The organism is Pseudarthrobacter sp. CC12, from assembly GCF_039907755.1.
GTDB classification, from domain to species: Bacteria; Actinomycetota; Actinomycetes; order Actinomycetales; family Micrococcaceae; genus Arthrobacter; species Arthrobacter niigatensis.
Map to the genome: position 1 here is coordinate 255,254 of NZ_JARDJH010000003.1, position 19,619 is coordinate 274,872.

General features: G+C 66.1%; 15 protein-coding genes. 9 read left to right on the top strand and 6 right to left on the bottom strand.

Annotated features, from left to right (window positions below; genetic code table 11):
* Nucleotides 1-28 precede the first annotated feature (28 nt).
* A complete protein-coding gene (glmM, locus tag PV772_RS04340; RefSeq protein ID WP_141159802.1) occupies nt 29-1,390 on the top strand; it encodes a phosphoglucosamine mutase in 1,362 nt (453 codons plus the stop codon).
* Between the two features lie 92 nt (nt 1,391-1,482).
* On the opposite strand, the gene PV772_RS04345 is transcribed toward glmM, so the two are convergent.
* From PV772_RS04345 to coaA, 4 genes are all read right to left on the bottom strand, one after another.
* Nucleotides 1,483-2,145, bottom strand: coding sequence for an isoprenylcysteine carboxylmethyltransferase family protein (locus PV772_RS04345; RefSeq protein ID WP_347885453.1), 663 nt, complete (start codon nt 2,143-2,145; stop codon nt 1,483-1,485).
* Between the two features lie 255 nt (nt 2,146-2,400).
* Nucleotides 2,401-2,805: a large conductance mechanosensitive channel protein MscL gene (gene mscL, locus PV772_RS04350; protein WP_141159804.1), complete on the bottom strand. Its 405-nt coding sequence runs from the start codon at nt 2,803-2,805 to the stop codon at nt 2,401-2,403.
* A 92-nt stretch (nt 2,806-2,897) separates the two neighbouring features.
* The gene (locus tag PV772_RS04355) at nt 2,898-3,755 is read right to left on the bottom strand and encodes a M15 family metallopeptidase (protein ID WP_347885454.1); all 858 of its coding nucleotides are present in this window, start codon (nt 3,753-3,755) and stop codon (nt 2,898-2,900) included.
* A gap of 5 nt (nt 3,756-3,760) precedes the next feature.
* On the bottom strand, nt 3,761-4,756 hold the full coding sequence (coaA, locus tag PV772_RS04360; RefSeq protein ID WP_347885455.1) for a type I pantothenate kinase: 996 nt from the start codon (nt 4,754-4,756) through the stop codon (nt 3,761-3,763).
* Between the two features lie 105 nt (nt 4,757-4,861).
* Here coaA and glmS point away from each other — a divergent pair, with 105 nt between their 5' ends.
* Complete coding sequence (glmS, locus tag PV772_RS04365) at nt 4,862-6,754, top strand: glutamine--fructose-6-phosphate transaminase (isomerizing) (RefSeq protein WP_347885456.1); 1,893 nt, start codon at nt 4,862-4,864, stop codon at nt 6,752-6,754.
* Between the two features lie 52 nt (nt 6,755-6,806).
* Here glmS and PV772_RS04370 read toward each other — a convergent pair whose 3' ends face one another.
* Complete coding sequence (locus PV772_RS04370) at nt 6,807-7,316, bottom strand: hypothetical protein (RefSeq protein WP_347885457.1); 510 nt, start codon at nt 7,314-7,316, stop codon at nt 6,807-6,809.
* Between the two features lie 214 nt (nt 7,317-7,530).
* On the opposite strand from PV772_RS04370, the gene PV772_RS04375 reads away from it, so the two are divergent.
* The 7 genes from PV772_RS04375 (at nt 7,531) to PV772_RS04405 (ending at nt 18,203) form a co-directional block, all read left to right on the top strand.
* Nucleotides 7,531-7,878 carry a holo-ACP synthase gene (locus tag PV772_RS04375; RefSeq protein WP_141159808.1) on the top strand — a complete coding sequence of 116 codons (348 nt, stop codon included), beginning with the start codon at nt 7,531-7,533 and terminating at the stop codon, nt 7,876-7,878.
* Between the two features lie 15 nt (nt 7,879-7,893).
* Nucleotides 7,894-9,477, top strand: a complete 1,584-nt coding sequence (locus PV772_RS04380) for an NAD(P)H-hydrate dehydratase (RefSeq protein ID WP_347885458.1) — start codon at nt 7,894-7,896, stop codon at nt 9,475-9,477.
* Between the two features lie 69 nt (nt 9,478-9,546).
* Nucleotides 9,547-11,805: a glycogen debranching protein GlgX gene (gene glgX, locus PV772_RS04385; protein ID WP_347885459.1), complete on the top strand. Its 2,259-nt coding sequence runs from the start codon at nt 9,547-9,549 to the stop codon at nt 11,803-11,805.
* Complete coding sequence (gene treY / locus PV772_RS04390) at nt 11,802-14,132, top strand: malto-oligosyltrehalose synthase (RefSeq protein ID WP_347885460.1); 2,331 nt, start codon at nt 11,802-11,804, stop codon at nt 14,130-14,132. Before glgX ends, treY begins: the two co-directional genes overlap by 4 nt.
* Nucleotides 14,129-15,916 (top strand): malto-oligosyltrehalose trehalohydrolase, encoded by a 1,788-nt coding sequence (gene treZ, locus PV772_RS04395; protein ID WP_347885461.1) that lies wholly within the window; start codon nt 14,129-14,131, stop codon nt 15,914-15,916. Before treY ends, treZ begins: the two co-directional genes overlap by 4 nt.
* The gene (gene mgrA / locus PV772_RS04400; protein ID WP_347885462.1) at nt 15,913-16,953 is read left to right on the top strand and encodes an L-glyceraldehyde 3-phosphate reductase; all 1,041 of its coding nucleotides are present in this window, start codon (nt 15,913-15,915) and stop codon (nt 16,951-16,953) included. Before treZ ends, mgrA begins: the two co-directional genes overlap by 4 nt.
* A gap of 164 nt (nt 16,954-17,117) precedes the next feature.
* The gene (locus PV772_RS04405) at nt 17,118-18,203 is read left to right on the top strand and encodes an inositol-3-phosphate synthase (RefSeq protein WP_141159814.1); all 1,086 of its coding nucleotides are present in this window, start codon (nt 17,118-17,120) and stop codon (nt 18,201-18,203) included.
* 304 nt (nt 18,204-18,507) lie between these two features.
* On the opposite strand, the gene PV772_RS04410 is transcribed toward PV772_RS04405, so the two are convergent.
* Complete coding sequence (locus tag PV772_RS04410) at nt 18,508-19,467, bottom strand: DUF559 domain-containing protein (protein ID WP_307362685.1); 960 nt, start codon at nt 19,465-19,467, stop codon at nt 18,508-18,510.
* Nucleotides 19,468-19,619: the final 152 nt, after the last annotated feature.

The following is a 19,619-nucleotide window of genomic DNA, read 5'->3' on the forward strand; positions in this document are numbered from 1 at the left end:
CGGCAACCCCATCCTCTAGACTTGACCGGTGTCTAGATTATTTGGAACTGATGGTGTCCGGGGGCTGGCCAACGGCCTGCTGACAGCAGAGCTGGCCCTGCAGCTGGCCCAGGCGGCCGCCGTCGTGCTCGGCCACGACCGCAACTCCAACGGCTCCCGGCCCCGCGCCGTGCTGGCCCGTGACCCGCGCGCAAGCGGCGAATTCATCGCCGCAGCCGTGGAAGCCGGCCTCTCCAGCTCGGGCATCGACGTCTATGACGCCGGCGTCCTGCCCACCCCCGCCGCCGCCTACCTTGTAGCGGACCTGGACGCCGATTTCGGAGTCATGATCTCCGCCTCCCACAACCCGGCGCCGGACAACGGCATCAAGTTCTTCGCCCGGGGCGGCCAGAAGCTGCCCGACGAGGTGGAGGACGCCATTGAGGCACAGATGAGCAAGGAAGCCGTCCGCCCCACCGGCCCCGACGTCGGCCGCATCCAGCGCTTCTCGGATGCGGAGGACCGCTACATCGTCCACCTGCTCCGCACCCTGCCGCACCGTCTGGATGGACTCACCGTGGTGCTGGACTGCGCCAACGGTGCCGCCAGCGGCTGCTCGCCCCAGCTCTTCAAGGACGCCGGCGCCCACGTCATCGTCATCGGCGCGGATCCTGACGGACTGAATATCAACGACGGTGTCGGCTCCACCCACCTCGGCCCGCTCAAGGACGCCGTCATCAAGTACGGCGCCAACCTCGGCATCGCCCACGACGGCGACGCTGACCGCTGTCTGGCCGTGGACCATGAAGGCAACGAGGTGGACGGCGACCAGATCATGGCCATCCTCGCCGTCGCGCTCAAGAAGGCCGGCAAGCTCAAGGACGATGTCCTCGTGGCGACCGTCATGAGCAACCTGGGCCTTAAGATCGCCCTCCGCGACGCCGGCATCACCATTATGGAAACAGCCGTGGGGGACCGGTACGTACTCGAAGGAATGCGCGACGGCGGCTACAACCTGGGCGGCGAGCAGTCCGGCCACGTGATCTTCTCCGACCACGCGACTACCGGCGACGGCCTCCTGACCGGCCTGCAGCTCGCCGCACAGGTGGCCCTGACCGGGAAGCCGCTCAAGGAGCTCGCCACGGTCATGACCAAGCTCCCGCAGGTACTCATCAACGTCAAGGGTGTTGACCGCAGCAGGGTGGGCAGCAGCGAGGTATTGGCCCAGGCCGTGGCGGCAGCGGAAGCCGCTCTGGGTGACACCGGACGCGTCCTGCTCCGCCCCTCCGGCACCGAGCCGGTTGTCCGTGTGATGGTGGAGGCGGCGGACGAAGAGACGGCCCAGTCCATTGCCGAACACCTCGCACAGGTGGTCCGGACCGAACTCGCGCTGGAGCTCGCCGCAAACTAGAAGCCAAAGAAATGTGGCCCGCCTCCCGAAAGGGAAGCGGGCCACATTTCGCTGGGGGACCTGCCAAGCGGTTTCCGGGACCATCAGCAGGGTCAGAATAAGCCGGGCACGAACCGCGCAGTCCGCAGCTTGTATGCGGCATATTCGGGCACGTTTTCAGCCAGCAGCTGCTCCTCCTGAATTGCCCGGTATGCCTGAACGGCTGCCAGTGCCACAAGGATTGCCATCTTCAGCAGAGTGGGGCTGAAGCAGACAGCCCCGATCAGGGTGATCATCTCTCCGACGTAAAGAGGGTTGCGGATCAGCCGGTAGGGGCCGTGCTGTACGAGCGTTCTTACCTGGGGCTCTACGCCGAAGCTCTTGCCGAGCGTCATCAGGGACCAGACAGTAAAGACCATTCCCAGGGTCATGAGGGCCACCGAAAAAAGTGCCAGACCGTCAGATACTTCCGTCCCGCCGGCAAACGCGAGCAGGAAAGGCAGGAAGGTCCCGACGTAGGCCGCGACTGTGGGAGCAATCCGCCCGCTCCGGGCGCTTGCAGAGTTCCTGGTCAAAAGGAAGTAGACCGCCATCAGATAGAAGACGGTCATCAGGACTTGGTAGGAGACGTGCAACCCGGTGACGAGGGCAGAGGACGAAGCGACCTTCGAGCCCGAAAATAGTGCGGACACGGCCGACAATAACAAGAGCGCCATGATCGGGACGAGAATTACCCGTTCAATGTCAATTGACGTTGACTGCTGGCGAAGTTTCATCAAAAGCCTTCCAGAGAGTTGCAGACCCAACATCTGCAGCCACGGTTCCGCGGCCTCCCCAATGAGGCTGCGGTGCACTGAGCCTAATAGGACAAGGGGACCTAATGGCGTAAATTTCCCATAAATTGCCGCGATCCTGAGCAAGACCCGCAGGTAGTCACGACAACGCGGGACCCAACTAACCGCTAACATCTGCAACCAACTGTGGCCCGCCTCCATCAGGAGACGGGCCACAGTCGTGGGGCGGATACGGGGTCAGATATTCCGGCTCTGGAGGGAGTCACGGATTTCGGTCAGCAGGGCGATCTGCGGGTCCTCGGCAGATTCTTCCTTGACGTCCTGGTTGATGCCGAGACGGCGGTTGCGGCGCTCGATCATGTGGTTCATGGGCATGACCACCACAAAGTAGATGGCGGCGGCAATCAGCAGGAAGTTGACTATCGCAGTTAGCAGGACGCCAAACTCCACGGCGTTGCCGTTGAAGTCCACCTTGGCGAAGCTGTCAAAGTTCGGCGATCCCACAAGCCCTGCAATGAACGGCATGAGCACCTTGTTCACCAGCGCGGTTACAACCGCGCCGAAGGCAGTACCCATGACAACAGCGACGGCAAGGTCTACGACGTTGCCCTTCATAATGAAATTCTTGAATCCTGTCAGCATGGGACCCACGCTAGCCCACGGAGGGAGTGCTTCAGATAACGCGGCGGTAAATTTTTATCGCGTCTTGGGAACCGGATTGGCGTGCGGAACGTTTAGAAGTATCCCGGTGCCGCTTCCAGCCCGAAGTATTCTTCGAGCGTTCCGATGCCGCGGTTCAGCATGTCCGTTGCCGCCTCAACCCCCACGTACCGCAGGTGCCAGGGCTCGTAGTAGTACCCCGTGATGGGGTGCAGCATCCACGGGTAGCGCACCACGAATCCGAACCGGTGCCCGTTCGCCTTCGCCCACGTGGCCGCAGGCTGCTCTGCAAAGCACGGCTGGAAGCTGCAGGCGCCCCCGCCGTCCCCAATGTCGAACGCCCACCCGGTCTGGTGCTCCGAGTGGCCGGGACGCGCGCTGGCGGTGTCGGCGTCGGCCTGTCCGCGCGACGCGACGTACCCGTTGTAGGTGGTCAGCTGGGTGCTGTACGAACGGTAGCCGCTGGCCAGGACCATCGCCACACCGTCCTGCGCGGCCGCCGCGAACATCGCCTCGGCCGCTGCTGCCGTGGTGCTGTTCAGCAGCGCCGCCTCACCTGCGGCGGAAATGGCGACGGTGGGACGCACCAGGTCGGCAGGCACATAGTCGGCCGGCTTCAAAGGCCGGTGCTTGTTCGCGATGACCCAGGGGCTCGCCGGATCATCGAGCGAAAACTGCCGTGCCAAAGCTGCCGATGGCGACGGTGTGGGGGACGGCGCCTCAGGCGGCTGGCCCACGGTGGCCGCGTCCGCCGTCGGGCCCGCTGACGCGGTGGCGGCCGCAGGGGAGGGGGACGGGGATGGAGCAGCGGACGACGACGACGCCGCCTTGGGTGCCTCAGGCGTGCAGGCGGACAGGACAGTCAGCCCGGCCCCCGCAGCGAGGAAGCGCGTGAAGCTGCGCCGGCTGTGCGACCCGCATTCGTAGCACACCTGTGCTAAACCTTCCGGAGCAGCATGCGGCGGATGGAGTGGTCCGCGTCTTTGGTCAGCACCAGCTGCGCCCGGCCGCGGGTAGGCAGCACGTTCTCCTCCAGGTTGGGCTCGTTGATCCGCTTCCAGATGTCCCTGGCGGTGTTCTCTGCCTCATCGTCGGAGAGCGTGGCGTAGCGGTGGAAATAGGACTCCGGCTGCGCGAACGCGGTGCTCCGCAGCTTCCGGAACCGGTCCACGTACCACTCCTCGATATAGGAGGTCTTCGCGTCCACGTAGATGGAAAAGTCAAAGAAGTCGCTCAGGGCCAGGCCCTGCCGGCCGTCATGCCGGGGGCGGGCCGGGGCCAGGACGTTCAGGCCCTCGACGATCAGCACGTCCGGGCGGCGGACCACCACTTCCTTGCCGGGCACGATGTCGTACGTGACGTGCGAATACCAGGGCGCCCGGACTTCCTCGGCGCCGCCCTTGATCTCGCTCACGAAGCGCAGCAGCGCCCGCCGGTCATAGGATTCCGGGAACCCCTTGCGGTCCAGCAGTTGCCGGCGCTTGAGCTCGGCCAGCGGGTAGAGGAAACCGTCCGTGGTGATCAACTCGACGTTGGGCGTGCCCGGCCAGCGGCGCAGCATTTCCCGCAGCACACGGGCGATGGTGGACTTGCCCACCGCGACCGAGCCGGCCACGCCGATCACGAAGGGGGTGCGCTGGGTCTGCTCGCCAAGGAAGGTGGTGGTGGCCGCGTGCAGCTGTCCGGCAGCCTCCACATACAGGTGCAGGAGCCGTGACAGCGGCAGGTAGACGTCACTGACCTCCTTGATGTCCAAGGGGTCGCCGAGCCCGCGAAGGCGCAGCACGTCCTCTTCGTTGAGGGGCTGTTCCATCTGGGCTGCGAGCCGGGACCAGGTATGCCGGTCCAGCTCCACGAACGGCGAGGCACCCTCCCCGTTCGCTTCATTGCGTTGCGAAGTCACGCTAAAGATTCTGCCCCCCGCCCGGCGCATCGCGAAATGACGCCCCTGTTCAGCGCGGCGGCACCTATCACGGGGGCGCTGCATCGTGGTCCTCCTGTTTAGAACAAGTGACACGCGCCCGATAGTCTTGTCCCTATGTGTGGAATCGTGGGTTACGTAGGCCGTTCCGTGGACGGTGCAGTTAATGGTCACAGTGCGTTGGATGTTGTCCTTGAGGGGCTCCGCCGCCTGGAGTACCGCGGTTATGACTCTGCCGGTGTGGCTGTGGTGTCCCAGGGTGCTATCGAGTCGCGGAAGAAGTCCGGGAAGCTGAGCAACCTGATTGGCGAGCTGGAGGCCCGGCCGTTGCCGGAGGCGCTGACCGGTATTGGCCACACACGGTGGGCGACGCATGGTGGGCCGACGGACCGCAACGCGCACCCGCACCTGGCTGATGGCGGCAAGCTCGCCGTGATCCACAACGGCATCATCGAAAACTTCGCCGAGCTCAAGCTGGAGCTGCTGGAGAAGGGCGTGACGTTCCTGTCCGAGACGGATACCGAGGTCGCTGCCGCGCTGCTGGCAGACATCCTGCGGAACAAGCTGGGCGGGGACACCGCCAACGGCGGCCTGACCAAGGCGATGGAGCTCGCCTGCCAGCGCCTGGAGGGCGCCTTCACGCTGTTGGCTGTGCACGCGGACCAGCCCGACGTCGTCGTGGCCGCCCGCCGCAACTCACCGCTGGTGGTGGGCCTGGGCGAGGGGGAGAACTTCCTGGGTTCGGACGTGTCCGGGTTCATCGACTACACCCGCCGCGCGGTGGAGCTGGGCCAGGACCAGATCGTGACCATCACCGCGGACACGGTGGAGATCACCGACTTTTACGGCAACCTGGCCCAGGGCAAGGAATACCACGTGGACTGGGACCCGGCCTCCGCGGAAAAGGGCGGCTTCTCCTCGTTCATGGAGAAGGAAATCCATGACCAGCCCGACGCCGTGGCGCAGACCCTGCTGGGACGTTCGGACATTAAGGGCAAGCTGACCCTGGATGAGCTGCGGATCGACCCGGAGCTGCTGAAGCAGGTCAACAAGATCATCGTCCTGGCCTGCGGCACCGCCGCGTATGCCGGCATGGTGGCGAAGTACGCGATCGAGAACTGGTGCCGGATCCCCACCGAGGTGGAGCTGGCCCACGAGTTCCGTTACCGGGATCCGATCCTGGACCAGAACACCCTGGTGGTCTCAATCTCCCAGTCCGGCGAGACCATGGACACCCTGATGGCCGTCCGGTACGCCCGCGAACAGGGCGCCAAGACCATCTCCATCTGCAACACCAACGGCTCCACCATCCCGCGTGAATCCGACGCCGTGCTGTACACGCACGCCGGCCCGGAGATCGCCGTGGCCTCCACCAAGGCGTTCCTGGCCCAGATCACGGCCGCGTACCTGCTGGGCCTGTACCTGGCGCAGCTGCGCGGGAACATCTTCTCCGGCCAGATCAAGGACGTACTGGCGGACCTGAACAAGATCCCCGCCAAGATCCAGACCATCCTGGACAACGCCGGCCCGCTGCGCGAACTGGCCCGCAGCATGGCCAACGAGAAGTCAGTGCTGTTCCTGGGCCGCCACGTGGGCTACCCCGTGGCCCTCGAGGGCGCGCTGAAGCTCAAGGAGATCGCGTACATCCACGCCGAAGGGTTCGCCGCCGGTGAGCTCAAGCACGGCCCCATCGCCCTGATCGATGAAGGCCAGCCCGTGTTCGTCGTCGTCCCGTCCCCGCGCGGGCGTGACTCGCTGCACGCCAAGGTGGTCTCCAACATCCAGGAAGTCCGTGCCCGCGGCGCCCGCACCCTGGTCATCGCCGAGGAAGGCGACGAAGCCGTGAAGGCCTACGCCGAGTACGTCTTCTACGTCCCCGAGACCCCCACCCTGCTGATGCCCCTGCTGACCACCGTCCCCCTGCAGATCTTCGCCGCGGAACTCGCCGCAGCCAAGGGCTACGACGTGGACCAGCCCCGCAACCTCGCCAAGAGCGTCACCGTCGAATAAACCCAATGGAACGCAGACCCCGGGCCACAGCGGCCCGGGGTTTCTGTTTTGCCTAGCGGTTTTTGATGTTGCTTAGCCGGAACTGGATGATCCGTTCCGGGTCGTTCTCCGCCAACTTCAGCACCCGAACCTCAACGTCAAAGCCGTCCAACACTCCGGCTGCGCTGCATGCTGTGTACATTCCGGTGACATTCGGAGGAAGGGGAGACGTTTCACAGTCCCCGTCCACTTTCCCGTCCAGCCCCGCCGCCACGGTTAGTTTGCGGATGTCGGAGGGAGCAGGGGGTTGCTGAGTCCTGTACTGGCGCCACATGCTGTCGCAAGGCACAGCGACAGGGACGCAGAAGAAGTCGCCGCTGACGTTTTCACCATCGGGTTCCCACCCGGCCAACGGATGGAGCCTGTCGGCGAGTGACACCATCCTGGCCGTTCCCAACACGTACGACGCCTGCAACACAAGAAACGGAGCAGCGATGACGGCGAGTGCGATCAGGACTCCTTTGAAAACCCTTCGCCAAGGTCTTCTCCTCCGTGGCGCCTGGGGGCCTATCGACTTGTCCATAGGGCATTATCTCCAGCAAATGGAAAAACGTTGATACCTGGGGCCGGGCGGATCTGCGTAACTTTTACGCCGGCCCGGCCCCGGAGCCCCCGGTTCCCGGCGTGCGCTCCGCAAGATCGCCCCAAAAGTCACGCGTTTCCGCTGATGGCGGACAGCCCGAATGACCGGCGCGCACCAGCCTTCCCGCTGCAGCCGCCACCGTAGAATGGCACCCATGATCGTTGGCATCGGGGTAGACGTAGTAGACATCGAGCGGTTCGGGCGGCAGTTGGAGCGGACGCCGGGTCTGCGGGACCGCCTGTTCGTTCCGGCGGAACGGGAACTGAACACCCGGTCCCTGGCCGCCCGGTTCGCCGCCAAGGAAGCGGTGGCCAAGGTCCTCGGTGCGCCCGCCGGCATGAACTGGCAGGACTGCTGGATCGGCCTGGACAGCAACGGGCCCACCGTTCAGGTCAAGGGAACGGTCCTTGCGGTGGCCGAGGCCAAGGGCGTCAAGCGCTGGCACCTGTCCATCAGCCACGACGGCGGCATCGCCACGGCCACGGTCCTGGCCGAAGGCTGACCAGGCCCCCGCCGCATGATCAGCGCCTACACCGGAACGCAGGTCCGGGCCGCCGAGGGGCCACTCCTCGCCGACGGGCTGGGGGACGTGCTCATGCAGCGCGCCGCGCACGGCCTGGCCAACGCCGTCGTCAATGAACTTCGTTCACGCTACAGCCGCCTGAATGGCGCCCGCGTGGTGGTGCTGGCAGGCAAGGGCAACAACGGCGGTGACGGCCTGTTCGCCGGCGCCTTCCTGGCCGCCCGGGGAATGCGTACGACGGCGGTCCTCACCGCGGACGCGGCCCACCAGGCCGGCCTGGCCGCACTTGAGCGCGCCGGCAGCAGGGTGCAGCGGCTCACGGACGCTGGACTTCCTGACCTGGCAGAAGAAGCCGCCCGGGCCGACGTCGTGATTGATGCCGTGCTGGGAACCGGCGCCAAGGGCGGCCTGCGGGGGAGCGCCGCAGCCCTCGTCCAGGCTGTCGCTGACGCGCACCGCCGCGGCTTTGTGGTGGCGTGCGACCTTCCCAGCGGCGTGGACGCGGACACCGGCGAGGCCGCCACACCCATCCTCCCGGCCGACCTCACGGTCACGTTCGGCGGAGCGAAGAACGGCCTGCTCGCCGACCCCGGCGCGGACCACGCGGGCAGGGTGTTGGTGGTGCCCATCGGGATCGAGAAGCACCTGCCGGAGCCCTCCCTGCGCCGGCTCGAGGACGCTGACATGGCGCGCCTCCTGCCCCGCCCGTCCCGGCGGGCCCAGAAGTACTCCCGCGGCGTGCTGGGCGTGGTGGCGGGCTCCGAGGACTACCCCGGCGCGGCGGTGCTCGCCTGCCGCGGCGCCCTGGCCGCGGGAGTTGGCATGGTCAGGTACCTGGGGCCGCCGTCGGTGGCAGACCTGGTCCGCCAGTCGTGCCCCGAGGTTGTCTGCAGCACCGGGACCGTGGCTGGAAACCGCGTCCAGGCCTGGCTGGTGGGCTCCGGCCTGGGGCCGGAGGACCATGATCAACTGACCCGGGCACGGGACGCGATCGCGTCCGGCCTTCCGGTGGTGGCCGACGCCGGGGCGCTGCCGGCGCTCCCCGCCGTCCTGCCCCCGCACGTGGTGCTGACCCCGCACGCCGGGGAACTCGCATCGTTGTTCCAGCGGCTGGGCCGCCCTGAGGACCGTGAAGCGGTGGAGGCCGGAACGCTGGCAGCCGTGCGCAGCGCGGCAGAGCGCACCGGGGCTACCGTCCTGCTCAAAGGCGCCACCACGCTTGTAGCTGCACCGCAGGGCGCCATTTTCAGCCAGGCGGACGGCACGCCCTGGCTCGCCACGGCCGGCAGCGGGGATGTGCTGGCCGGCGTCATCGGTGCGCTGCTCGCCCAGTCAGGGGACGACGCCGGGCGCTTCAGTGCGTTGGGCATCGGCGCCGGCGCGCGGTGGGCCGCCATCGCAGCGCTGGGTGCTGCCCTGCACGGCCAGGCCGGGACGGCGGCGTCGGCGTCCGTGTCCGGCGGCCCGATCACCGCGGGACGTGTTGCGGAAGCACTACCCGAAATTTGGGGTAAAGTCAGCATGCTTAGTAAATATGGAGCCTGGAAACGTAATAGTCACAGCCAACCACTACGGTAGGCATTAGTTCGCACCAGCAGCAGGGGCGTTCCAATGCCGTCTGCTGCTGACCAAATAATGAGGAGCACGATGGAAGTCTGGCCTGGAACTGCCTACCCGCTGGGAGCTACCTTTGACGGCACCGGCACCAATTTCGCCCTGTTCAGCGAACGGGCGGAGCGGGTCGAGCTCTGCCTCCTGGCCGATGACTTGACCGAAACCAAGATCGAGCTGACCGAAGTGGACGGCTACGTGTGGCACTGCTACCTGCCCCACATCCAGCCCGGCCAGAAGTACGGCTACCGGGTGCACGGTCAGTACAACCCCGCCAGCGGTGACCGGTTCAACCCGAACAAGCTGCTCATGGACCCCTACGCAAAGGCCATCCAGGGCCAAATCGATTGGGACCCCGCGCTGTTCTCGTACGAATTCGGCGACCCTGATTCCCGCAACGACGCCGATTCCGCGCCGCACACCATGCACGGCGTGGTCATCAACCCGTTCTTCGAATGGGACGGCGACCGCCAGCTGAAGATCCCGTACCACCAGTCGGTGATCTACGAAGCCCACGTCAAGGGCCTCACCGAACTGCACCCCGAGATCCCCGAGGAGCAGCGCGGCACCTACGCCGGCGTTTCCCACCCCGCCGTGATCGAGCACATGAAGAAGCTCGGCGTCACCGCCATCGAGCTCATGCCGGTCCACCAGTTCGTCAATGACGGCACCCTGGAAGAGAAGGGCCTCAACAACTACTGGGGCTACAACACCATCGGTTTCTTCGCCCCGCAGAACACCTACAGCTCCACGGGCGACGTGGGGCACCAGGTCCAGGAATTCAAGGCCATGGTCCGCGACCTGCACCGCGCCGGCATCGAAGTGATCCTCGACGTCGTCTACAACCACACGGCCGAAGGCAACCACCTGGGCCCCACGCTGTCCTTCAAGGGCATCGACAACCAGGCCTACTACCGGCTGGTGGACAACGACCTCAAGCACTACATGGACTACACGGGCACCGGCAACTCGCTCAACGTGCGCCACCCGCACTCCCTGCAGCTGCTCATGGATTCCCTGCGCTACTGGGTTACCGAGATGCACGTGGACGGCTTCCGCTTCGACCTCGCTTCCACCCTGGCCCGCGAGTTCTACGACGTGGACAAGCTCTCCACCTTCTTCGAACTCATCCAGCAGGACCCGGTAGTTTCCCAGGTGAAGCTGATCGCCGAGCCGTGGGACGTTGGACCCGGCGGCTACCAGGTGGGCAACTTCCCGCCGCAGTGGACGGAATGGAACGGCAAGTACCGCGACACCGTCCGTGACTTCTGGCGCGGTGAGCCCTCCACCCTGGGCGAGTTCGCTTCCCGCCTGACCGGCTCCGCCGACCTGTACGAGAGCTCCGCCCGGCGCCCGGTGGCCTCCATCAACTTCGTCACCGCCCACGACGGCTTCACCATGCGGGACCTGGTCTCCTACAACGAGAAGCACAACGAGGCCAACGGCGAAGGCAACAACGACGGCGAATCCCACAACCGTTCCTGGAACTGCGGCGTGGAGGGGGACACCGACGACGAGAAGGTGCTGACCCTCCGTGCCCGGCAGCAGCGGAACTTCATCGCCACGCTGCTGCTCTCCCAGGGTGTGCCCATGCTGCTCCACGGCGACGAACTGGGCCGCACGCAGCAGGGCAACAACAACACGTACTGCCAGGACTCCGAGCTCAGCTGGGTGCACTGGGAAGCCATGGACCAGCCGCTGGTGGAGTTCACGGCCTTCGTGAACAAGCTCCGCCACGACCACCCCACGTTCCGCCGCAGCCGCTTCTTCGACGGCCGCCCGGTGCGCCGTGGCGAAGGCGAGAAGCTGCCGGACATTGTCTGGCTCAAGACCGATGGCACCGAAATGCTGCCGGAGGACTGGGGGAGCGGCTTCGGCCGGACCATCGGCGTGTTCTACAACGGTGACGGCATCCAGGAACAGGACGCGCGCGGCCGCAGGATCACTGATGACAGCTTCCTCATGGCCTTCAACGCCCACGACGAGGATGTGGACTTCTGCGTTCCGTCGGACGAGTACTCGCAGTACTGGGAGGTCCTGATCGACACCGCCGCCCAGGCGGACGCCTACGAGCCGCTCAAGGCGGGGGCCACGTTGACCCTGGACGCGAAGTCCATGGTGGTCCTGCGCGCCTACTCCGGCCCCGAAGCCGAGGTAGACACTTCCGCAGCCGCGTCCCTGGCCTCCATGGCCGAGCACGAGGAAGCCCAGGAGGAAATGGTGGAGGCACAGACCAAGGCTGCGGAGGCGAGCGAGGCAAGGGCAACGGGCACCGACGAGGACGCCACGGCATGAGGACCCCGGTTTCCACCTACCGTTTGCAGATCCGCAGCAGCTTCACCCTCTTCGACGCCGCCGAAAAGGTCCCGTACCTGAAGGACCTCGGCGTGGACTGGGTGTACCTCTCGCCCATCCTCACCGCGGAGAAGGGCTCGGACCACGGCTACGACGTGACGGACCCCTCCGCGGTGGACCCGGACCGCGGCGGCCCGGAAGGCCTGCTGGCCCTCTCCAAGGCTGCACGCGAGCACGGCATGGGCGTCCTGGTGGACATCGTGCCCAACCACGTGGGCGTTGCCACCCCGGTACAGAACCCGTGGTGGTGGTCCCTCCTCAAGGAAGGCCGCGAATCGCCGTACGCCGAAGCGTTCGACGTCGACTGGGACCTGGGCGGCGGAAAGGTCCGGCTGCCGATGCTCGGCTCGGACGCCGACCTGGACAAGCTCGAGGTCAAGGATGGCGAGCTCCGCTACTACGACCACCGGTTCCCGCTGGCCGAGGGCACGTACAGCGAGGGTGACTCCCCGCAGGACGTCCACAGCCGCCAGCACTACCAGCTCATGGACTGGCGCCGTGCCGATGCCGAGCTGAACTACCGGCGCTTCTTCGCGGTCACCACCCTCGCCGGCATCCGGGTGGAAGAGCCGTCCGTCTTCGAGAAGGCCCATGCCGAGGTGGGCCGCTGGTTCACCGACGGCCTGGTGGACGGGCTCCGCGTGGACCACCCGGACGGGCTGGCCGACCCCGCCGGCTACCTCCGCTGGCTCAAGGACCTCAGCGGCGGCGCGTACGTCCTGGTGGAGAAGATCCTGGAACCGGGCGAAGTCCTGCCCCAGGACTTCGCCTGCGAAGGGACCACCGGCTACGACGCACTGGCGGACGTGGACCGGGTCTTCGTGGACCCCGCAGGGCAGCAGGCCCTGGACGCACTGGACGCCTCCTTGCGGGGAACGTCCGCGCCTGCCGACTACGCCGGGATGATTCGCGGCACCAAGCGCATGATCGCCGACGGCATCCTGCGCTCCGAGGTGCTGCGCCTGGCCCGGCTGGTCCCCGAGTCCCACGGGATCACCGTGGACCAGGCAGCCGACGCCATCGCGGAGATCATCGCGTCCTTCCCGGTCTACCGGTCCTACCTGCCGGTGGGAGCCGACGTCCTCAAGGAAGCCTGCGAGTCCGCCGCGGCGCACCGGCCGGATCTGGACGTAGCGGTGGGAACCCTCCTGCCGCTGCTGCTGGACCCTGCCAACCCCATCGCCGTCCGCTTCCAGCAGACCTCCGGCATGGTCATGGCCAAGGGCGTGGAGGACACGGCGTTCTACCGCTACACCCGCCTGGGCACCCTGACCGAGGTGGGTGCCGAGCCCACCGAGTTCGCGGTGGCACCGGAGGAATTCCACCAGCGCATGCAGCGGCGCCAACAGGAACTGCCGCTGTCCATGACCACCCTGTCCACCCACGACACCAAGCGCAGCGAGGACGCCCGGGCCCGGATCTCGGTCATCGCCGAACTGCCGCAGGAGTGGGCGGAAACGCTGGAGGCGCTCCGCGGACTGGCGCCGATTCCGGACGGGCCGTACGAGAACCTGCTGTGGCAGGCGATCGTCGGCGCATGGCCTGCAAGCCGGGAGCGGCTGCAGGGCTATGCGGAAAAGGCAGCCAGGGAGGCCGGCAACTCCACCACCTGGACCGATCCCAACGAGGACTTCGAAGCGGCGGTAAAAGCCGCCGTCGACGCAGTCTTCGACGACGCCAAGGTGGCCAAGGTCGTGGGGGACTTCGTGGCCCGCATCGACGCCTTCTCGGCCGCGAATTCGGTGTCCGCGAAGCTGGTCCAGCTCACCATGCCGGGCGTGCCGGACGTCTACCAGGGCAGCGAGTTCTGGGAGCGGTCGCTGACCGACCCGGACAACCGCCGGCCCGTGGACTTCGCCGCACGGCAGGCAGAGCTGGCAAAGCTCGACGACGGTGAGTTGCCGGTCGCGGGCACGGAGGCAAGCAAGCTGCTGGTCACCTCCCGGGCCCTGCGCCTTCGCCGGGACAGGCCTGAGCTGTTCCAGGGCTACACCCCGCTCGCCGCCACCGGCCCGGCCGCAGGGCACCTGCTCGCGTTTTCCCGCGGCACCTCGGCAGCCTCGTCCGGCGCGGTGACCCTGGCTACCCGGCTGCCCGCCGGCCTGAAAGCCGCCGGTGGGTGGCGGGACACCGCCGTCGAGCTTTCCGCTGCCATGCGTGACGAACTCACCGGTACCAGCCACGGTCCGGGGCCGGTACCGGTGTCCAAAGTGCTGGGTACCTACCCCGTGGCCCTGCTGGTACCCGTGGATGGAGAAAAGGCATGACCCTGGTCAACGCAGGACCCGAGCGCTTCGACGTGTGGGCGCCGGAAGCAGCATCGGTAGTACTGCTGGCCGACGGCCGGCAGTACCCGATGCAAAAAAAGGAGACCGCGCCCGGCTCTGAAGGGTGGTGGACTGCGCCCGACGCCCCGGCCGGCGGCGACGTCGACTACGGCTACCTGCTGGACGGGGACAGCACCCCCGTCCCGGATCCGCGGTCGCGCCGGCTCCCCGCCGGCGTGCACGAACTGTCCCGGACCTACGATCCCGCCGCCTTCGAGTGGCAGGATTCCGGCTGGGGCGGCAAGGACCTGCAGGGCTCCGTGATCTACGAACTCCACGTGGGCACCTTCACCCCCGAAGGAACCCTGGACGCCGCCGTTGACAAGCTGGGCTACCTGGCGGACCTGGGCATCGACTTCGTGGAACTGCTGCCGGTCAATGGGTTCAACGGCACCCACAACTGGGGCTACGACGGTGTCCAGTGGTACGCCGTGCACGAGGGCTACGGTGGGCCGGCCGCCTACCAGCGTTTCGTCGACGCCGCCCACGCGGCAGGGCTCGGCGTCATCCAGGACGTGGTGTACAACCACCTGGGACCCAGCGGCAACTACCTTCCCAAGTTCGGCCCGTACCTCAAACAGGGGGACGCCAACACCTGGGGCGATTCCGTAAACCTGGACGGCCCCGGCTCGGACGTGGTGCGCGAATACATCCTGGACAACGCCGCCCTGTGGCTGCGTGACTACCACGTGGACGGCCTCCGCCTGGACGCGGTGCACGCGCTGCGGGACGAGCGGGCCGTGCACATCCTGGAGGACCTAGGGGCCCTGGGCGACGCCATTTCGGCCGAAACCGGGCTGCCCAAGACCCTCATCGCGGAATCGGACCTCAACAACCCGCGCCTGATCTACCCCCGGGACGCCAACGGGTACGGCCTGGCCGGCCAGTGGAGCGACGACTTCCACCACGCGGTGCACGTCAACGTCAGCGGCGAAACCACCGGCTATTACTCCGACTTCGACTCCCTGGCCGTGCTGGCCAAGGTGCTCAAGGACGGGTTCCTGCACGACGGCAGCTACTCCAGCTTCCGCGGCCGGCACCACGGACGCCCCATCAACGCCTCGCTGGTGCACCCGGCGGCGCTGGTGGTCTGCAACCAGAACCATGACCAGATCGGCAACCGTGCCACGGGGGACAGGCTCTCCCAGTCCCTGTCCTATGGGCAGCTGGCCGTGGCCGCGGTGCTCACGCTGACCTCGCCGTTCACGCCCATGCTGTTCATGGGCGAGGAATACGGGGCCTCCACGCCGTGGCAGTTCTTCACCTCGCACCCCGAACCTGAGCTCGGCAAGGCCACCGCGGAAGGGCGCATCAGGGAGTTTGAGCGCATGGGGTGGGATCCCGCCGTCGTGCCCGATCCCCAGGACCCGGAAACCTTCCGCCGCTCCAAGCTGGACTGGGCCGAGGCTTCCACGGGTGACCATGCGCGGCTCCTGGAGCTGTACCGGTCCCTGACGGCGCTGCGCCGATCCCATCCGGACCTGGCCGGGCTTGGCTTCGGCGGCACCGACGTTTCGTTCGACGACGACGCCCGCTGGCTGCGGTTCCGGCGCGGTTCCGTCGAGGTGCTGGTGAACTTCTCCGACGCCAAGGTCCGGCTGGACGGTTCCGGCAGCGTCCTGCTGGCTACCGACGACGGAACCGGGTTGGACGGCGGGGCACTGGCCATGGCGCCCTGGAGTGCCGCGATCATCGCAACCCAACAGGAGGGACAGAACGCATGACCTACGCAGCAGCGGACAACCGCTATGAAACCATGCCCTACCGCCGGGTGGGCCGCAGCGGGCTCAAGCTCCCGGCCATCTCCTTGGGCCTGTGGCACAACTTCGGGGACGACAAGCGGTTCGAGGAACAGCGGGACATCCTCCGCCGTGCCTTCGACCTAGGCGTCAACCACTTCGACCTCGCCAACAACTACGGCCCGGCCGCCGGATCGGCCGAAACCAACTTCGGCCGCCACCTGCGGGACGACTTCAAGCCCTACCGCGACGAACTGGTCATCTCCACCAAGGCCGGCTACTACATGTGGCCCGGCCCCTACGGCGAATGGGGTTCCCGCAAGTACCTGATCTCCAGCCTGGACCAGTCCCTGCAGCGGATGGGCCTGGACTACGTGGACATCTTCTACAGCCACCGGCCGGATCCCGAGACGCCCATGGAGGAAACCATGGGCGCCCTGGACTACGCTGTCCGCTCCGGCAAGGCCTTGTACGCGGGAATTTCCTCCTACACCCCCGAACAGACCCTCGAGGCCGCCCGCATCCTCAAGGAACTCGGGACGCCGCTGCTTATCCACCAGCCCAGCTACTCCATGCTGAACCGGTGGACCGAGGACGGCTCGCCCAACCTGTACGAGGTGCTGGACCAGGTGGGTGCCGGGTCCATCGCCTTCTCGCCCCTGGCGCAGGGGATGCTCACGGACCGCTACCTCCACGGCATCCCGGAAGACTCCCGGGCGGCGCAGCAGAAATCCCTGGACCAGGGCCTGATCACGGAGGAGAAACTGGACCGAGTCCGCGGACTGAGGAAGATCGCCGAGGGCCGCGGGCAGTCCCTGGCCCAGATGGCCATCGCCTGGATCCTGCGGGACCAGCCCAAGGGCTCACCCGTCACCTCGGCCCTGGTGGGCGCCTCAAGCGTCCGGCAGCTGGAGGACACCCTGTCCGCCATCAACAACCTCGACTTCTCCGGCGATGAACTGAACGCGATTGACGAATTTGCCGTGGAATCCGATATCAACCTCTGGAAACAGGACGCCTAAGGCACACCTGTTTTCATTACACAGCGGGACCGGCGGAACAACGGCCGGTCCCGCTGTGTTGGGTAGTATGAAATGGCGCCGCGCGGCGCCAAGCCAGCCGGCCGCCGTCGTCCATTACTCGGAGGCCAACCAGGCCGGCTGACGTTTGTCCCCAAAGGAGTTCCGTGTCTTCACATCCCATCCGTGTTGCAATCGTTGGCGTGGGCAACTGCGCCGCCTCGCTGGTGCAGGGCGTCCACTACTACAAGGACGCCGACCCGGCCGAAACCATCCCGGGCCTGATGCACGTTGAGTTTGGCCAGTACCACGTGGGTGACGTTGAGTTCGTCGCCGCGTTCGATGTGGACGGCAAGAAGGTCGGCGTTGACCTTTCCGATGCCATCCTGGCCAGCGAGAACAACACCATCAAGATCGCCGACGTCCCTCCGACGGGCGTAACGGTCCAGCGCGGCCACACCCTGGACGGGCTGGGCAAGTACTACCTCGAGACCATCGAGCAGTCCACCGAAGAGCCCGTCGACGTGGTCCAGGCCCTGAAGGACGCCAAGGCTGACGTCCTGGTCTGCTACCTCCCGGTCGGTTCCCAGCAGGCCGCCGAGTTCTATGCCCAGGCTGCGATCGACGCCGGCGTGGCCTTCGTCAACGCCCTGCCCGTGTTCATTGCCGGCACCAAGGAGTGGGCTGACAAGTTCACCGCCGCTGGTGTCCCGATCGTGGGCGACGACATCAAGAGCCAGATCGGTGCCACCATCACCCACCGCGTGATGGCCAAGCTGTTCGAGGACCGGGGCGTCACCCTGGACCGGACCTACCAGCTGAACGTCGGCGGCAACATGGACTTCAAGAACATGCTGGAGCGTGACCGGCTGGAGTCCAAGAAGATCTCCAAGACCCAGGCCGTGACCTCCAACGTGGAAGCCGAGCTGGCTGCCAAGGACGTGCACATCGGCCCGTCGGACTACGTCCAGTGGCTCGATGACCGCAAGTGGGCCTTCGTGCGCCTTGAAGGCCGGAACTTCGGCGACGCCCCGGTGTCCCTGGAGTACAAGCTGGAGGTCTGGGATTCCCCCAACTCCGCCGGCGTGATCATCGATGCAATCCGTGCCGCGAAGATCGGCCTGGACCGCGGCATCGGCGGCCCGCTGCTCTCCGCTTCCAGCTACTTCATGAAGTCCCCGCCGGAGCAGTTCAACGACGACCTCGCCCGCGAGAAGGTCGAGGCCTTCATCCGCGGCGACCTGGAGCGCTAAAACCGTCTTTTCCCGGTGCCCGGACGCTCCCTCACCCTCACCGGGTGGGGGAGCGTCCTGCGTTAATACGCCCCACCACTTCCGGCCGGCTTTTCCGGGACGCCCCATCACCTTTTGCAGCTTTTCCGGGACGCCCCATCACTTCCTGCGTAGTCTCCCGAAACGCGCCATCACTTCCTGCCGGCCTTTTCGGGACGCCCCATCACTTTTTGCCGGCTTTTTCGGGACGCCCCATCACTTCCCGTCCCCTGAGGAGCGTAAACACAGCGGCTGCGATTTTGGAGGCGGCGGTGGAGTTTTGTTTTCACCCGCTTCCGGCAAAACCGGCCGAGTAGGATTGGTCAATCCACGCCGTGTGAAGGTGTCGTTTGATTGCCGCCACAGCTCGTTGAAAACCGTCCGTGGCATCGTCCTTGGTGAATACCAGAACCGTCCACCCAGCTGATTCGAAGGCTTTGTCGCGCCGTCGATCACTCAATCGCTGAGCCTCAAGAAGATGGTGACCGCCGTCGTACTGGACTGCAAGGCGCCGGTGACGGTAGCCCAGGTCGGCAGTAGGGGAAGCTGCATCATTCGGTCGAAGTGCGATCTGCAGGTCAGGGTCTGGCAGGTTCGCGTCAAGCATTGCCAGCCGCAGCATCGATTCCGGTGCCGAATCAGCGCCGACCCGCATAAGCTCCAAAGCTTCCCGGGCACGCACGACCCCCTGAAGATTAGGGTGCCGGCTGACTAGAGCGCTGAGACCCTCCAATGTGTCAAAGGGCTGTGACCTGGCTTCAAACTCCGCTCGAGGGATGCGAATGATTTGGTCTCCAAGGCAGACCAGCTCAGCCAGCGACAGCCGCCGGGCCAAGTCGAGCCAGGTTCGGGAACGGGTGCTGATGCGGATACCGTCGACAGTTTCGATTTCGTCGGCACTGGCAATGACCTTATGGGCAACCACACCTTTCCGGCGCACCTGCGGCAAATGCTTCGGTTTGCTCATATGCAGTTCAGTTGAATCCGACAGCCACGCGGGAAGCAGTTGACCGTGCAAACGCGCAGCTGTGACGTGCGAAACCCACGCACCTGGCGAAACTTCGGAGAGGACCCGTGCCGCGCCTTCCAACTCGAAGCTCCAAGTCGAGGGGCGGTACAACCGCCTGCTCACGTGGACCACGTCATCCTTCCGCAGCCGCTTCGCTGACACACCGGCAGTCACCGCCGAGTCGTATGTGAACGGAGAGCTGGCCAGGGTCGACGGTAGATCAGCGCGCTTATGCATGCTGGCATTCTGGCGTAGAAGGCCAGACCCCTGCAGGAGTTATCCACAGGAACAGACCTGGATGGTTTCAAGGTGATGGGGCGTTGGTGAGTTGGGGCGGGAGGTGATGGGGCGTTGGTGAGTTGGGGCGGGAGGTGATGGGGCGTTGGTGA

Excerpts from the sequence above, each read along its gene's own strand:
- PV772_RS04345 (WP_347885453.1), bottom strand. The coding sequence starts at position 2,145 with ATGAAACTTCGCCAGCAGTCAACGTCAATTGACATTGAACGGGTAATT.
- mscL (WP_141159804.1), bottom strand. The coding sequence starts at position 2,805 with ATGCTGACAGGATTCAAGAATTTCATTATGAAGGGCAACGTCGTAGAC.
- coaA (WP_347885455.1), bottom strand. The coding sequence starts at position 4,756 with ATGCGCCGGGCGGGGGGCAGAATCTTTAGCGTGACTTCGCAACGCAAT.
- glmS (WP_347885456.1), top strand. The coding sequence starts at position 4,862 with ATGTGTGGAATCGTGGGTTACGTAGGCCGTTCCGTGGACGGTGCAGTT.
- PV772_RS04370 (WP_347885457.1), bottom strand. The coding sequence starts at position 7,316 with ATGGACAAGTCGATAGGCCCCCAGGCGCCACGGAGGAGAAGACCTTGG.
- PV772_RS04375 (WP_141159808.1), top strand. The coding sequence starts at position 7,531 with ATGATCGTTGGCATCGGGGTAGACGTAGTAGACATCGAGCGGTTCGGG.
- PV772_RS04380 (WP_347885458.1), top strand. The coding sequence starts at position 7,894 with ATGATCAGCGCCTACACCGGAACGCAGGTCCGGGCCGCCGAGGGGCCA.
- glgX (WP_347885459.1), top strand. The coding sequence starts at position 9,547 with ATGGAAGTCTGGCCTGGAACTGCCTACCCGCTGGGAGCTACCTTTGAC.
- treY (WP_347885460.1), top strand. The coding sequence starts at position 11,802 with ATGAGGACCCCGGTTTCCACCTACCGTTTGCAGATCCGCAGCAGCTTC.
- treZ (WP_347885461.1), top strand. The coding sequence starts at position 14,129 with ATGACCCTGGTCAACGCAGGACCCGAGCGCTTCGACGTGTGGGCGCCG.
- mgrA (WP_347885462.1), top strand. The coding sequence starts at position 15,913 with ATGACCTACGCAGCAGCGGACAACCGCTATGAAACCATGCCCTACCGC.
- PV772_RS04410 (WP_307362685.1), bottom strand. The coding sequence starts at position 19,467 with ATGCATAAGCGCGCTGATCTACCGTCGACCCTGGCCAGCTCTCCGTTC.